Below are 14546 nucleotides of genomic sequence, written 5' to 3'. Positions count from 1 at the left end.
CGGTGTTTGCAGGCCGGTCATTGTGGGGATTCAAGTGAAGATGCACAAAGGGATAAATCCGATCACTCGCATGAGTAAAACTCATCCTGGGGTTTTCTGCGGTAGAGTGGCTTCGGTCGCCGTCCAGCCTGAGGAATCCCCGCCAATGTCTCGCTCTCTTCCGCCTTTGTATGCCCTGCGCGCGTTCGAAGCCGCTGCGCGACACAGCTCGTTCACGCGCGCCGCTGAAGAGCTGTCGATCACCCAGAGCGCAGTCAGTCGGCATATCCGCACGCTGGAAGAGCACTTTGCCTGCCGTCTGTTTCGCCGCAATGGTCGCAATTTGCAGCTCACCGAAGCCGCGCGGGAATTGCTGCCGGGCGTGCGTGAAGGCTTTTCAGCGCTGGAGCGAGCGTGCAGCGCGTTGATGGCGGAGGAGGGCATCTTGCGCATGAAGGCCCCGTCGACCCTGACCATGCGTTGGTTGCTGGCGCGGCTGAGTCGTTTCCGCCATCTGCAGGTGGGCAACGAAGTCCAGCTGACCAGCGCCTGGATGGACATCGACAGTGTCGACTTCACCCAGGAGCCGTTCGATTGCGCAGTGTTGCTCAGCCATGGGCATTTCCCGCCGGAGTGGGAGGCAACGTACCTGTTCCCGGAATGGCTGATTCCCGTGGGCGCGCCGACGCTGCTGGATGACGCGCCGTGGGACGCCGAGCGACTGGCCGGCGCCGAGCTGTTGCACCCTACGCCCGACCGCCGCGACTGGCGCCGATGGCTGGAGCGCATGGACTTGTCTGAGCGGGTCTCGCTCAAGGGAGGGCAGGTGTTCGACACGCTGGAGCTGGGCATGATTGCGGCGGCTAGGGGTTACGGCGTTTCCATGGGCGATCTGCTGATGGTGGCGGAGGACGTCGCTCAGGGCCGGCTCAGCCTGCCGTGGCGCACGGCGGTGGTCAGCGGCGAAAACTACTACCTCGTCTGGCCCAAGACCCGCCCTGGCGGCGAGCGTCTGCGGCGCCTGAGCGACTTCTTGAAAGGCGAAGTGCAGGCGATGGAATTGCCTGACGTGACGATTCTGGAATGAGTCGTAAAGCGCACCCCGACCGAAAGCGGACGCAGGACAGCCAAAAAGGGAATTAATTCCGTCCTGAAGCGACGTAGGACTCAAGTTTTTTGTCTGTCGGCCGAAGGTGTATTGCAGAGCCGGTTCACCTCAATCGACTCATCGATTCCCTCTATTAGAATTCGTCCGAATGGTGCTCCTGAATCAGGATGGTCCCGTCGTTCGGCAAGGAGCTCCAATGCCTCAGCCTCGCGCCCGAATTGCTTCGCAACTCGGCATCGCCCTGGCCGTTATTCTGGCCGTCGTCATCAGCGGCAGTACGCTGTTCGCCTTGCGCTCTCTTGATTCGGCGAACCTGGTCATCCGCGAAGAGCACATGAGCAGCGAAGCCCGGTTGCTGGCCGACCAGTTGAACACCTTCCACAGCACCCTGCGCGACAGCACGCAGCGTCTGAGCGGTCTGTTCGAGAAGCGTTTTTCGGGCGGCCTGAGCCTGCAGGCTGATCAGCAGGTTGCGGTCGCGGGCGTGCAGACTCCGGCGCTGCTGCTGAACGGCGCCCCGCTGAACAACGACTTCACGCAAGTCGACGACTTCAAGAGCATGACGGCCGGCGTTGCGACCGTTTTTGTGCGCAGCGGCGACGACTTCGTGCGCGTTAGCACCTCGCTGAGCAAACAGGACGGCTCACGCGCCATCGGCACCTCGCTGGATCACAAACACCCGGCCTACGACAAGTTGCTCGCCGGACAGGGATATGTCGGTCGCGCGCTGTTGTTCGATCGCTTATACATGACGCAGTACAGCCCGGTGCGTGACGCCAGCGGCAAAGTCATCGCCGTGCTGTTCGTCGGCTTCGATTACACCGACGCGCAGAAGGCGCAGTTCGACAACCTGAAAAACTTCCGCATCGGTTCCACTGGCTCCCTGGCGCTGCTCGACGAACAGAACAAATGGCTGGTGCCGCCTGCGGGCGTGAAGGACCTGGATCAGGCAAGCACCACGCTGGCCGAGTTCGCCAAGACGCCGAGCGTTGGGCATTTCTGGCAGGACGCCGGCGAAGATTTCTACACCGTCGGCGAGAAGTTTGCAGGCGGTCCGTGGACGGTTCTGGCGACGATGCCTGAAGATGAAATCAGCGCAGTCACCTGGAGCGTCGGCACGCAACTGGCCATCGGCAGCCTGCTGGCGATGCTGATCGCTGTCGGCTCCGCGATCTGGCTGTTACGCAGCAAGCTGCGGCCGCTGTCGGCGTTGGTCAGTCAGGCAGAAGCGTTGGGCGCTGGTGATCTGAGCGCACGTCTGAACGTGTCCAGTCACGATGAAATTGGTCAGTTGGCGGGCAGCTTCAACAAGATGGGCCAGGCGCTGGAAACCATGGTGTCCCATATCCGCACAGCGGCGCTGGAAGTCAGCAGCCGTGCCAACGCGCTGTCTGGCTTGTCGGGGGGCGCCTATGAAGGGATGGAGCAGCAATCCGGCGAAATCACCAGCATGGCCGGTGCAGTGGAGGAGTTCAGCGCCACGGCCCTGACCATCGCCGACAACATGGGCACCACCGAACGCATGGCGCAGGGCAATGCCCAGCAGACGCGCATCGGTCGCACGTCCATGGAGGAGGCATCCGCCTCGCTGGAGCAAATTGCAGGCTCGCTGAGCAGCACCGCGACGGTGATCGATACCTTGGGCCAACGCTCGCAGGAGATCGGCGGCATCGTCAGCGTCATCACCTCGATCGCCGAGCAGACCAACCTCCTGGCCCTCAACGCCGCGATCGAAGCCGCACGCGCCGGTGAACAAGGCCGTGGTTTTGCGGTGGTAGCGGATGAAGTCCGCAGCCTGGCATCACGTACGCGTCAGGCCACCGATGAAATCTCCGGCATGATCAGCAGCATTCAGCAAGAGACCAGCAATGCCATCAGCACCATGCAGCAAGGTAATGCTTTGATGCAGGAAGGCCTGTCGCGCAACGCCAAAGTGGCTGCAGCGCTGGCCCAGATCGACGAACAAAGCCGCTCTGCCGGTGAGCAATTCACGTCCATCACCACCGCGACCCAAGAGCAGAGCAACACCGCCACGCTGCTCAGCGCCAACCTGCAAAGCATCGCCCTGGCGAACAGCGAGCAACGCGAAGTCGTGTCCAACCTGGCGATCACGGCTCAAGAGCTGAATGCCGTGGCGGCTGACTTGCAGAAGGAAGTGGATCGGTTTCGGTGAGGCTGGAGCGCTGCTGAGCCGCCAGCCAACCAGTGTAGGTGTGAGCAAGCCCAATCTCATCAAGCAACACCGCAGATGTATCTGGCAATACACGAGTTGTGGGAGTGAGCTTGCTCGCGAAGAGGCAAGAACATCCGCCAAATATTCAGCGGTTGAGATGCCGCCTTCGTGAGCAAGGTGGAGCGCCACCCCGGTCACTCCCACAGGTGTTGCACATTCTGCGCGACAGTGCGGTGCTGAACGAAGGGTTATCTCCCGCCGTGGCATGGTGTATGCGGTTTCAATTCGTCGAAGGCCGATACTGCAAAGCCTCGGCGATGTGGCATCGCGCGATTGCGTCGACCTTCTCCAGATCAGCCAGCGTGCGAGCCACTTTCAGCAGGCGGTGGGCAGCGCGTAGCGAGAGATTGAGGCGTTCACACGCATTCTCGAGCCAGGCTTCGTCTTCCGGCAGTAACGCGCAGTGTTGGCGCAGCGCGGGCAGGTCAAGAAATGCGTTGGCGCACCCTTGACGTCGTTGTTGGCGCTGTCGGGCTTCGGAGACCACCTCCGCTGCGCTGGCGCTTTCACTCTTGCAGTCAGGCGTGGCAGCTAAAGACGTAGTTTCCCGAGCAACGGTTAGGTGCAAATCGATCCGGTCAAGCAATGGGCCCGACAGCTTGTTGCGGTAGCGCTGAATCTGATCAGTCGAGCAGCGGCAGCGCCCGGTCGGTTCGCCGTGATAACCGTGACCATACACTTGACAAGCACTTTATGGACATCGGCTACAGCCCGCTATTCTAGGGAGTGGTGGGGCATCAGTGAGTGTCCACGTTGATAACTCCAATGCGTGGCCATTTTAGGGTCGGCAGTGCTCATGCCCACCCTATACGGGGAGGTACTCGGCGTCTGGATGAACTTTATGTTAACAAGCCCCGAGCATTCACAGGTCACACCAAGTAGCTAGGCCAGGTCATTTCCCTAGGCTACGCAGCTCCTCTCTGACTGTAATCAAGAGATCGTCCACGGTCTGATCTTCCTCCAAATAAGCGAATGCTAGCAGCGTTAAAGGGCTTATTTCGAGAAGCACGGCTAGCTGCTCCACCTTCTGAAGTGTTGGACTTCGAATGCCCCTCTCGATGGAGCTGATAAAAGACTGGCTTGGGCCGAGAGATTCCTGCGGTAGCTGCTTTTGAATTCTGATGTTTCTCAATGCGGCCCCGAAATCCTTTTTTGTTGTCATATGCGCAGCTCTCAAAAGGAACGATAAAGCCCTTTTGCTTTTGAAAGTGCTATGCTGGATGCAGCGTATAAGGTCGCTTTCTTTCCGTTGGGAGAAAATCAGTTCGCGGGATGCCAGCTATGCCTTGATGCGGAAAGATGGGCCGCCACGGATGAATCTATTGGTCTTGGAGAAAATATGTTCACTACCGATCCGGTCGACGAAGTAGAAAGGGGAAGCGGCGCGCTGCTTCTGGGTGAGACGAGGCTGTGGAAAAGATTTAGTACTGTAAATCCATTTTTTCAGGTAACAGCAACGCCTGGGCTTCTGGCCGCGTCTGACGACGAAGTTTTACTTATATCGGATCCTTATGACTTGGCTCGTCTTGCTGCTGCTGTAAGGATAGTCTCGAACTCCATTCTGGGGGAAGTCATAATCTCAACCCCAAGTAGCGTCAATGGTTCTGGGGCTTGGTTGTGTCAGAAACTTTATGCGATGTTTTTTGTAGTTCATAGGCTGACCGGTGAGAACGGTTTTGTTTATGTTACAAATGACGGAATTTATGGGGTAGGAAACGAGGCGGAATTAGAGCATTATTCAAAAGAAGTTCTGTACCACTCTTCCAGTTACTCGCTTGATGTGTTCGGCGACTATATCGACACACGTAGGATAAGGATATGATGAGCATACGGTTCTATGACGCAATCGCCCTCACAAAATCGTGGTAAGCAATTGGGAAGCTCTAACGCTAGATATTGCTCAATGAACGCAGGGATCTCTCAGTTTCTTCAGCATGCCATCTGTGTGCGATTACTGGTTCGCAGTGCGGAGCAAATCTGCTTCGCCGTCTGGGCGAAAAGGGTACTGCGCCCGTAGGCTAACGGCGAATATGTGAGGAAGCGCCAAACAGTATCAGCTGTTTCGCATTATATGTAGACAATCCGGCCATGTGATGGATTAAGATAAAGATTTTCTTAGGCGTTTCTAAAACTTTAGCCATTATCAATGGTTGCAGCTCGTTCGGGTGAAATACGCTCTCAGATGAACAATGGATTACCTGCAATTTAGAAAAACTGGGGCGATGCATGATTATATTTTTGGATTTCGACGGCGTCTTACATCCAGATAGCGTCTTCATGGCGCCATCTGGGCCTTCCCTCAGGGAGGAGGGGACGCTTTTCATGTGGATGCCGCTTTTAGAGTCCGTGCTCGCTCAGTATGCTGATGCCAGAATTGTCCTCAGCACAAGCTGGGTACGGAATTTGGGTTTTTCTCGTGCAAAGAAGCGCCTTTCAAAAAATCTACAGGACCGAGTGGTAGGCTCGACATGGCATAGTTCCATGGCCAAGGAATGGACTGACCAGATATTATGGGACCAGTCAACTCGATATCATCAAATAATACGATATGTTGTTCGCGGAAATATTTCAAAGTGGTTGGCCATAGATGATGACGCGGAGGGTTGGGGGGCGCAGTATCAGGAGCTCCTTATCCGAACCGATCCCGCAACCGGGCTGTCGGGGGCTGGGGTAATTGCCGAGCTTACAGCGAAGCTTAATATAGCAACGGAGGCGAAACTCACTTTACCTCCATTGGGCGACTAAAAATGCAGCTTTTAGTAAGCGAAATTTATACCTTATAGTAAGTGCAGGTATCCTAATTATTAGAAATCCTGTATTGCAAGTAAGCTTACTTATTTGGGCTGGAGTGAGCACCTTGCGGGCGACAAACGGGACATGACAATACGGTCAACTAGCCGGTAATGTCGAATGAACTCTTGTCTGTTGAGCATCAATGCCCAACACGGTTCTCTTACTGTATCGCCCGGCGGAACGAGCAGGCCCACTGCCCAGCGCAGGTGCTCCACCTCACTAGCATGGGGCTGATGTCGTCGCTTGAAGTTTGACTAGCGTCGCTTAGCCTTAGTCCCGTACAACGCAGACGCGGGAATGGTAGTCTCAGGTAAGCTGGCGATGTCGCATTCCACGAGGTCCATTATGCCTGTTACGACTGCTATTTTCGACGCCTTCGGCACGCTCCTCCGCATAAAGAACGGCACTCATCCCTATCGCCAAATTCTTAGACTTGGTATTGCTCAAGGCCGATTCGCAATGGCGACTGACGCGGAAGTCCTGATGTCTTCACCAATGGACCTGAGGGAAGCTGCCGATTTTTTTGGCATCTTGGTCAAACCTATCCTCATGGACCAGCTTGAAGCCGATCTTCATGATGAGTTGGCAAGTATTCAGCCTTACGCCGATGGAATAGAAGGAGTGGCAGCTCTCCAGGCCGCTGGGATAAACGTAGTGGTGTGTTCGAATCTTGCCAAACCTTATGCGTCAGCTATCGAGAGACTTTATCCTACGCTAGACGGTTACTCCTTTAGTTTTGCTGTCGGGGCCATCAAGCCATCCAGCGTAATCTACACGCACGCAGTGCAGTCGGTACGCGCGTTACCTCAAGAAACATGGATGGTTGGCGATTCGAAGCGATGTGACTGCGATGGTCCGACAGAGTTCGGCATGCGAGGCTTTTATCTTGATAGAGACGCGTCCAGCGGCTACACGACACTGTACACGTTCGTGAACGAACTGTTACATACTGCAACGGCTCTTTAACTGCTCGTTGGTCGGTTGTCTGCCTCATTATTGTTGATAACGTATTTCTTACATTGGCAATCAGCGACTGATGCTCGGTCCGTCAGCCTTAAAGCGCCTTTACCACCTTCTCATCCGGCCTAACCCTTCTAAGAATCGCTGGAGGTAGCTCCCACTGCCGCAGGCAAAGCCGGCAGCAAGCAAGGGCACGTAGAACTCCGGCGTAGAGTATTCCTGAGCAAAGCGCGATATTGTCTCCGAGTGCCACGACAGATGGTCTGACATCCCTAGGTAATCGTAGATGCGCTCGGCCGCTGTGGGACGCAATGGCAGAGACCTAAGCTTGTCACCTTGCGGGGCTCAGCCTAGCACTTGACGATTCCGGTACTGGTTATTCCAGCTTGGCTTATCTCACTCAGTTGCCTTTCGACGTATTGAAGATCGGCCAATCATATTAACTCGGGGTAGATAACGCTGCAGTGGCCGCCGCAATCCATTGCGATGGGTAAAAGTCTGCAGCATCGTGTAGTGGCTGAAGGTATTGACGACGCCTCTGAGTTCGGATTTCTACAACGCAGTGGCTGCTAGGAAGGGCAAGGCTACCTATTCAGCCTTCGTTTGAGCGAGACGCAGATGACAACCCTGCCAATCCCTGCCAGCGTGGCAATACTTTCGGTGCTTGATAGCCATCAATGAGCGTCCAGCATGCAGTCATTCGGTGACGAGTTTCATCCAAATGGTGAGATTTTACTCCACGGAGCGCTGTCCACCGCCTGAAGGATCATGCCAGTTAAGCTTCATCGAAATGTTAAGTAGGCTTTGCCGATCCACCTCACTGCGCTTTGTTCGGCTCCCCAACCGACGGACCGAGGAGATCATAAAGGAGGAAGTGAAGATCTCCCTCTTGCTTCTTGCCTTGCATATGTGCGCGCATTGCATTTTCCGTGAACACCAGGTGGGGACTGCTGATACCCTTGTCAGGAGGCCCCGGCCTGACTCTCTCCAGATCGAGCACGATTCTCGTGCAATCCTGATAGAGAGGCCGCATGACCACCCGCCGCGCTACTTCGCTTCGCCCCGGACAATTTAAGCAACTTATCCGCGTTGCATCCGTAACTGGCCGCATGCCACAGCGTGATGTGATGCTGTTATGGCTCACCCACACCACCGCGATTTGTGTCACCGAGCTGGCTTTGCTGGAGGTGGCGGACGTGCTCTTTCCCAGCGGTGCAATCAAACACCGAGGTGTACTTGCGGGCTGACATCACCAAGGGTTGCCGTCCCCGCAATGTGTACCTGACCCATGCCCGCTGCCTCGCCGCGCTCGATGCGTGGCTTGCCGTGCGCCTACAACGCCGCTGGGGCTTCTCCGGCGCCGATGAGTATCGTGGACTTCGCCCAGAATCAAAGCTGGTCATGACGCACAAAGGGCAAGCCTTTGAACTGGCGTTCAAGCACCGCCAGTTGGACGGCGGGGGGCCTACGATGCGCTGCAACAGACGATCAGCAGGCTCTACAGGCAGGCCGGTACAGGGGGCATCGCACAGCGGCAGGCGCTCACTGGCAGCAAAGGTGCTGGCCGCAACCGGCGACGTTGAGATGGTGCAGACCATTCTTGGCCATTCGTGGCTTGATCACAGCAAGCCTTATTTGAGCGTCGACCAAACGAAAATTCGGCAGGCATTCGAGGTTGCACTGGCATAGCGACATCAGTAGTGTTTGTTTGGAGTCAACCATGACCATCACAAGGAAGAGAATGTGTCTCCAGACGACGTCCCTGAAGTTAATCTGAGTGAATTTGCAACGCTGATTGGCTTAGAACAAATCGCCCCTGGCCGCTACAGCGTGTTGCTGGCTGCAAACCTTTTGGGAGGTGCCCTTTCCGGCGTTCAAAACCCCGCCAAAATAGTCCATGAAATTGAGCTACTGGAAAAAAATGAACTGGGTCAGTTCAAGCCACCGATCAAGAACCGTCACCCACCGCTTAAGGGCCTCTGGCATAAGCACTACCTGCAGGACGGGTTAGCTTCTTTCGCGAAAAATGTGGAAAAAGGTCTCAACCAATGCGGCATGCCATTTTTTGAAAAAAAAATTCAGGAGGCAAAGGACGCTTGTGAATTACGTTATCTAACTCCAGAAGATGTTCCGGCTCTTGTCGACGATGTCATCAGTGGAAATCGACATCGACTTGCCAAAAGACAGGCATTGAGCGGTGAGTGGATCGTTTTTGCGCAGTACGAAGATCAGAATTACTACCTGACAATCGCAACCCATGACACTGCTACTCATGATCGGGTCCGAGAGCAAATTAATGAGGTCTGCTGCAAAGAATTTCCTTTCTTAATCCAACTGCTCACTGAAGCATGAATAATCCGCTGTACAACACAGGCCGTTGGCAGTACCAGGGCGCGTCTTTCGCGTCCGAAAGTTCCCGGGAAGATCGCTTCCAGAATGTTGCCGATGTGCAAAAAGAGATCACAGGTAGGTCATGGATGAAAGCAGAACTTAGTGATGCCCCGGAACGAATTACCCGAAGAGGCCATAGGCGTGGCGTGCAAAGTCTTGTCGCGTGCCTAGCAATAGGCAGTGTTATTGGAGTAAGCGCTTTGCTGTGGTCAACCCGATCGGAGCCCCACCGAGGAGTCGCGTCGATGGAATCCAAAGCTCAGGTGTTGAGCGCAGAGGTGGACAGAGGCTCTTTCATACGCTCGAGTCCAACATCGTTGGACATGGGTCCTAACCCCGGGCCTCGGCAAACCAGCTTCAATGATCAGAACTTTGTTCCGACGGGCGCTCACAACATCGTCACCTTTAATCACAGCCCCTCTATCCCTCCTCAGGCTGAGTCTCCGCAGAAGGTCAAGCTGACGATCGTCCGGCAAACTCCCAGCATGAAGGATCGGGCGTGCTGGCCTTTCAGGCAGGGGAGTATTGAGTCACGTAACTGTCGGCTTTCAGTGGGCCTCAAGTATCGCGACTAAGGAAAAATCATGGCAATGACTGACCCGCTCCAAGCACTGGAGAGCCTTCAGGCTGCGATTCGTAAAGGGATGGCTACTCAAGCTGCCGAAAAGTATCGTTCAGTTCGGGTACTCGTTGAAGAAATAAACGGCCGTGTCAGATGTACCTACGCCCGGATCGAGCACGGTCGAGTCAAGGCACTGGCTATGTTCGTCAGCGTTGACCAGATCGATGGAGTTGCATGCTTTCAGATCGGATACGCGGTGCCCGAAGCGTACCGTGGTAGAGGCTGGGCCACTGAAATCCTTCATCAGGGCTTGGACGAACTTACCCACGGCCTATTACGACACGGAACGAAACAGTTCTATGTCGAGGCTTTGGTGGGGATATCCAACGTGGCATCGATCAGGGTGGCAACAAAGTTCCTATCAGACTCCCCGGTTCCGACTACAGATAGCGTCTCTGGTGAACCTGCCTTGGCGTTTACCCGGCTCCTAACCTGTTGAACGAAAGGTCGCTGCACCCACAAGCCCGCCCAGTCGCGAGCTTTGTCAGTAGTACAAGGGCACTTTCGGGCATCAGAACGTGCGGGGTCAGACCAATGACAACTAAACCGGATTATTGTGCGGGCTGCACCACAAGGAATCCTTACCATGCCGATGATTGATACATCTTCGTGTAACGTCCAGTTGGCCTACATGGATGCTGCCGCCCTGGCTTTTGATCAAGCGGCGCAGGCGCTGGCCTTGGCTGAAGAAAATGAGGACGAGCCCGCTTGCGAAGCAGCCCGCGCAGCGGAACACAGGGCGCGCGAGGCCTGGCGAGTGGCCGCCCAGGAAGTAGGCGGCGTTGTGCATAGGCTGGTCAAGATGGTCGAGGGGCGCTACTCATAACGGGGGTCGAGCCAAGACGCGACAAGCACCTGATCCACCACTAGCTCTACGTACAACGAAAAAAAATCGGTCATCACACGCCTCCTCGCGGGTTTGGTCTGCAAATGAGGGGATCTCCGTGAACAGAACACATGGAATTCTTTATGTCCGCAAAAGATGACCAGGACAATCGGTCCAATCAGTTGAACCCGAACAATCCCGCCTATGCGAGTTCGCGCAGCGGAGTACCTTCCTTCGATGATGACGATGCTGATCTGGATGAGTGTTGCCAGACCACAAATTTCTTTGTCAGGCAGCGTCGGACGCTCCGCAAAAGCGCTGAGTATGGGGTCAGATTTGTTGACAAGGCGGGGCGCGCTAGATTTTTCATTTTCACGCTGGAGGCAACGCGCGATGATTTTTTCTATGGCGCAGAGCAAGGGCTGATTCACGACCTTGAACATTACTTTGAAGTGTTCGCTACCCATCTGCGTGGGTTAATTTATCGCCATCTGAAAGGACACCCCGCACTCTATTGCTGGTTTGACGGTAGTGAAAGTTGCTTGCCGTGGCATGTTCCACTCGAACCTGAAAATCCGGAGCGAATGAGAGAATCGTTGATTTCTAAAAATTTAGAGGCGCAGGCTGGTTTTGACGCGACCAAGCATGTTGAAGCGCTTAGGGCTGTTCTGCGTCCGCCCTACGAAGATTGGGGGGTCTTTACAGTAGAAAATCGCGGGATTTCCACGCTCAAGTTTACATACGATGCGCGATGCACTGCGGCACTCCAGGTCAAGACATGCAGCTAAACCAAATGGTATGGGAAAAGCAGATCTGGCCGTCGCGAGCGTCAAACTGAAGTCAGTCACATTCTCTTGGTTGACAGTGATCTGTAGGGGTTAGGGGGCAAGATGATATCTAGTGAAGTGCAGATGCAAGCGGTGCCTGATCGCATGCCTAATAAGCAGTGCTGGATGCTGTTCAAGGTGGCTGATTTAGATCGACTCCAGGCGCTGCAGCGTGGTCTGCTTTACATGAACAGCGTGGACTATTTCGCAAAGCTCGAAGGTGAAGCCGGCGCTGTACTTCGAAGGGACGAGCTTGAAAATGTGTACCTGAAGCTCAGCTCTGGTATGAGGGATGGAGTCATCAGCGAGCTCGCACTTCAGGTAGAAGGTGACGACGAAATCATATTGTCTCCAGAGACAACCATGACCCTGCATCTACCTCGGCCTGAGACCGTTATGGTGTACTGCTTGGCTTCTGTGTCGACCGGGCATGACGGTAACATTTGGGGGCTCGACAACGGAGTACTGCAGTTCAGTGAGCGTTTCCGAGAGTTTGGTACCCATGTCCTTCGGATCACGAACCACTCTGAGTTTGCGAGAAGGCTTTCTCAAGCTATTGCGACTCACCCTCACCTTTATAACTCTCCGTTCTTCGAAGGCGGATACGGCCAGGTCGATTATGTAGATTTCAGCGACTATAGCGGCCCCATCGGGTTGTTTCGCAAACCAATCGAGTACGCTTGGCAGCGAGAGTACAGAATATGTCTTGGCGCTGAACCTGAGGCACTAAATGACCGAGGGGCTTTAGAGCTGAACATAGGAGATCTATCTGACATTACTCAGATCATAACCGTGGAGAGCTTCACGTCGAACCCTATGACACTCGTTCAAAGGAGCTACAGAATAATCGACGGCAAGCCTGTGCAAGTCCCTGGTTAACCTACGTTTCAGACCGGCTCCGCGTAGAAATTCACACGAGCATGGTGATTCGAAGAATCACGGAAATAGCGCGGTTCTGTCCCCCCGGATACCCAAGCCCCGCCGTCAAACGCGGGGCCAAGTCAGTAGGAGAGGCGCGGTGTTCGCGTTGGAGATAACGAGGGAAACGCATGAAAGGAAACCAAGGAACTCATTCGGCTGATGCGAAAATTGAGCGCAGGCGTTTGGAGTGGGCAATCATCTTGCAGTGCATGCTGGCAGCATTTGTCGTGCCTTTGACCTTCTACATTGCTGGAAAATTTGGTCCAGTTTGGGGCTTTAATTTCTTTAGTGCAGCCATTGGCATCCTGCTTGTAGCTGTATCACTTTTGGCGAAAAAGGAATGGCTGATTCGAGGCATAGCTATTGCTGGCATGGTCATCACTACAGCATCCGTGTTCGTAAATCCTCCGTGGTCAGCCTCCTCGACGGAAGCGATCGAAGCAGTTCCATTGAAGGCCCTGGCTTATGAGTATCTGATTAAAAAATTCACGCTTGTTGACGAGCCGGTAATCATTGGGGATACCGCAACGATCAGCGTGTGGGTCATGAATCAAAAATGCGCTCTGACCATGAGCCGGGCAAAGAGCTCTAGCGGAAAAAGTAACGAATCTTGGCTTGTTACTGACCAAGCCTGCGCAGCAACGAATTAGTCACGGAAAAGTGCAGCGAGTGAGCAAGATCACAAGTTGTTTCAACCACTTACGAATTTACGGAAATGTCGCCCATGACGCAGTTGATCGAGGCGCTACGCGCAGCTGCCACAAAGTGGCAGGCTGGTAACCTGGAACACTCTGGCGGTGTCGTACTGGTGTGGGAAGGCGAGGTGTACGGCTGGAAGAACGAACTGCGCGATCCTGAAAGCGAGCGCCCAGGTGCCTACCCCGTAGACAAGACCGGAGTGGTCTTCAAGGCAGAAGGCGGTGACGACTACAAAGGCGCGAAAGCGTGGGTCGCTGACTGCTGCCTTGAGGGCGACAAGTCACCTTATGCACCACCAGCTCGATGAGCAACGGCAACTGAAAACGTCTACCTCTTCAATTAAGGAGAAAGTGTTATGGAATTAGTTACGCTGGCTCAGATAGACCTGAATAGAATTGGGCTTGCAAGCTTTTCAGCCCGCAAAACTTTATCCAAGATCATGGAGGTCGCTGATGGCCGTACCGAAACATTGAAGCAAGCAGTGGTGGCCTTAGCTTCTGAAAATGGCGAGTCCACAGCCCGACTTCAATTGCTGCATATGGTGAACGCTAGGACTTATGGATCTGTGCCAGGAGCCATCGCGTTTGACATTCATGATCCCATGACGCAATACAGCGATGTCTACTCGAACTGCCTTGCGTACCCAGCATTAAAAATTGGCGAGCGTTACTTCAAGCTACAAGAAATCGAAGTCGAATAGCACATACATGGTTCGATCAGGTAGGTCAAAAGACGAACAGTATAGGAAAGGTCGCTGTACCCACAAGCCCGCGCTCATGCGGGCTAGGCCCGTAGTAGAGAGTCCAACTGCTCACTGAAGCATGAATAATCCGCTGTGCACCACTGGCTTTTGGCAGTACAAGAGCGTGTCTTTCGCGTCCGATAGTTCAACGGGAAGATCGCTTCCAGAATGTTGCCGATGTGCAAAAAGAGATCACAGGTAGGTCATGGATGAAAGCAGAACTCAGTGATGCCCCGGAGCTAATTACCCGAAGAGGCCACAGGCGTGGTGTGCAAAGTATTGTCGCGTGCCTAGCAATAAGCAGTGTTATTGGAGTAAGCGCTTTGCTGTGGTCAACCCGATCGGAGACCCTCCGAGGAGTCGCGTCGATGGAATCCAAAGCTCAGGTGTTGAACGCAGAGGTGGACAGAGACTCTGTCATACGCTCAAGTCCAACCTCGTTGGA

At 54.5% G+C, this 14546-nt stretch carries 16 protein-coding genes and 3 pseudogenes; 17 read left to right on the top strand and 2 right to left on the bottom strand.

What is annotated here, in order from left to right; genetic code table 11:
• The first annotated feature begins 145 nt into the window (after positions 1-145).
• From QMX88_RS00205 to QMX88_RS29505, 3 genes and pseudogenes are all read left to right on the top strand, one after another.
• Positions 146-1066 (top strand): LysR substrate-binding domain-containing protein, encoded by a 921-nt coding sequence (locus tag QMX88_RS00205; RefSeq protein WP_282365365.1) that lies wholly within the window; start codon positions 146-148, stop codon positions 1064-1066.
• A 169-nt stretch (positions 1067-1235) separates the two neighbouring features.
• Positions 1236-2357: pseudogene (locus tag QMX88_RS29510) on the top strand (Cache 3/Cache 2 fusion domain-containing protein); the annotation flags it as partial.
• A 42-nt stretch (positions 2358-2399) separates the two neighbouring features.
• Entirely contained in the window at positions 2400-3260 is an 861-nt protein-coding gene (locus QMX88_RS29505) for a methyl-accepting chemotaxis protein (RefSeq protein ID WP_407073215.1), read from the top strand.
• 280 nt (positions 3261-3540) lie between these two features.
• On the opposite strand, the pseudogene QMX88_RS00195 reads toward QMX88_RS29505, so the two are convergent.
• A pseudogene (locus QMX88_RS00195) lies at positions 3541-3987 on the bottom strand (ATP-binding protein); the annotation flags it as partial.
• 225 nt (positions 3988-4212) lie between these two features.
• Complete coding sequence (locus QMX88_RS00190) at positions 4213-4482, bottom strand: helix-turn-helix domain-containing protein (protein WP_282365363.1); 270 nt, start codon at positions 4480-4482, stop codon at positions 4213-4215.
• A gap of 51 nt (positions 4483-4533) precedes the next feature.
• Here QMX88_RS00190 and QMX88_RS00185 point away from each other — a divergent pair, with 51 nt between their 5' ends.
• The 14 genes and pseudogenes from QMX88_RS00185 to QMX88_RS00120 all read left to right on the top strand — a co-directional run bounded on the left by QMX88_RS00185 (position 4534) and on the right by QMX88_RS00120 (position 14059).
• Entirely contained in the window at positions 4534-5142 is a 609-nt protein-coding gene (locus tag QMX88_RS00185) for a hypothetical protein (RefSeq protein WP_282365362.1), read from the top strand.
• A gap of 404 nt (positions 5143-5546) precedes the next feature.
• Positions 5547-6065, top strand: coding sequence for an HAD domain-containing protein (locus QMX88_RS00180; RefSeq protein ID WP_282365361.1), 519 nt, complete (start codon positions 5547-5549; stop codon positions 6063-6065).
• 393 nt (positions 6066-6458) lie between these two features.
• On the top strand, positions 6459-7079 hold the full coding sequence (locus QMX88_RS00175) for an HAD family hydrolase (RefSeq protein WP_282365360.1): 621 nt from the start codon (positions 6459-6461) through the stop codon (positions 7077-7079).
• A 344-nt stretch (positions 7080-7423) separates the two neighbouring features.
• A pseudogene (locus QMX88_RS00170) lies at positions 7424-7516 on the top strand (hypothetical protein); the annotation flags it as partial.
• 588 nt (positions 7517-8104) lie between these two features.
• Entirely contained in the window at positions 8105-8320 is a 216-nt protein-coding gene (locus tag QMX88_RS00165; RefSeq protein ID WP_282365359.1) for a hypothetical protein, read from the top strand.
• Entirely contained in the window at positions 8310-8762 is a 453-nt protein-coding gene (locus QMX88_RS00160) for a site-specific integrase (protein WP_282365358.1), read from the top strand. The genes QMX88_RS00165 and QMX88_RS00160 overlap by 11 nt, the downstream gene beginning before the upstream one ends.
• A gap of 54 nt (positions 8763-8816) precedes the next feature.
• A complete protein-coding gene (locus QMX88_RS00155; RefSeq protein WP_282365357.1) occupies positions 8817-9425 on the top strand; it encodes a hypothetical protein in 609 nt (202 codons plus the stop codon).
• Positions 9426-10048: 623 nt separating this feature from the next.
• Positions 10049-10525 carry a GNAT family N-acetyltransferase gene (locus tag QMX88_RS00150; RefSeq protein WP_282365356.1) on the top strand — a complete coding sequence of 159 codons (477 nt, stop codon included), beginning with the start codon at positions 10049-10051 and terminating at the stop codon, positions 10523-10525.
• Between the two features lie 147 nt (positions 10526-10672).
• Positions 10673-10912 carry a hypothetical protein gene (locus QMX88_RS00145; RefSeq protein ID WP_282365355.1) on the top strand — a complete coding sequence of 80 codons (240 nt, stop codon included), beginning with the start codon at positions 10673-10675 and terminating at the stop codon, positions 10910-10912.
• Between the two features lie 143 nt (positions 10913-11055).
• Positions 11056-11700 carry a hypothetical protein gene (locus QMX88_RS00140; protein ID WP_282365354.1) on the top strand — a complete coding sequence of 215 codons (645 nt, stop codon included), beginning with the start codon at positions 11056-11058 and terminating at the stop codon, positions 11698-11700.
• Between the two features lie 123 nt (positions 11701-11823).
• Positions 11824-12618 (top strand): hypothetical protein, encoded by a 795-nt coding sequence (locus QMX88_RS00135; protein ID WP_282365353.1) that lies wholly within the window; start codon positions 11824-11826, stop codon positions 12616-12618.
• A gap of 170 nt (positions 12619-12788) precedes the next feature.
• Positions 12789-13310 carry a hypothetical protein gene (locus tag QMX88_RS00130; RefSeq protein WP_282365352.1) on the top strand — a complete coding sequence of 174 codons (522 nt, stop codon included), beginning with the start codon at positions 12789-12791 and terminating at the stop codon, positions 13308-13310.
• Between the two features lie 74 nt (positions 13311-13384).
• The gene (locus QMX88_RS00125) at positions 13385-13666 is read left to right on the top strand and encodes an antirestriction protein ArdR (protein WP_282365351.1); all 282 of its coding nucleotides are present in this window, start codon (positions 13385-13387) and stop codon (positions 13664-13666) included.
• A 48-nt stretch (positions 13667-13714) separates the two neighbouring features.
• Positions 13715-14059 carry a hypothetical protein gene (locus QMX88_RS00120; RefSeq protein WP_282365350.1) on the top strand — a complete coding sequence of 115 codons (345 nt, stop codon included), beginning with the start codon at positions 13715-13717 and terminating at the stop codon, positions 14057-14059.
• The last annotated feature ends 487 nt before the right edge of the window (positions 14060-14546 follow it).

The sequence above is a fragment of the Pseudomonas sp. PS02290 genome, from assembly GCF_029960075.1.
Classification (GTDB): Bacteria; Pseudomonadota; Gammaproteobacteria; order Pseudomonadales; family Pseudomonadaceae; genus Aquipseudomonas.
The sequence above is the reverse complement of the archived record's forward strand: the minus strand, read 5'-3'. Positions and strand labels throughout refer to the sequence as shown.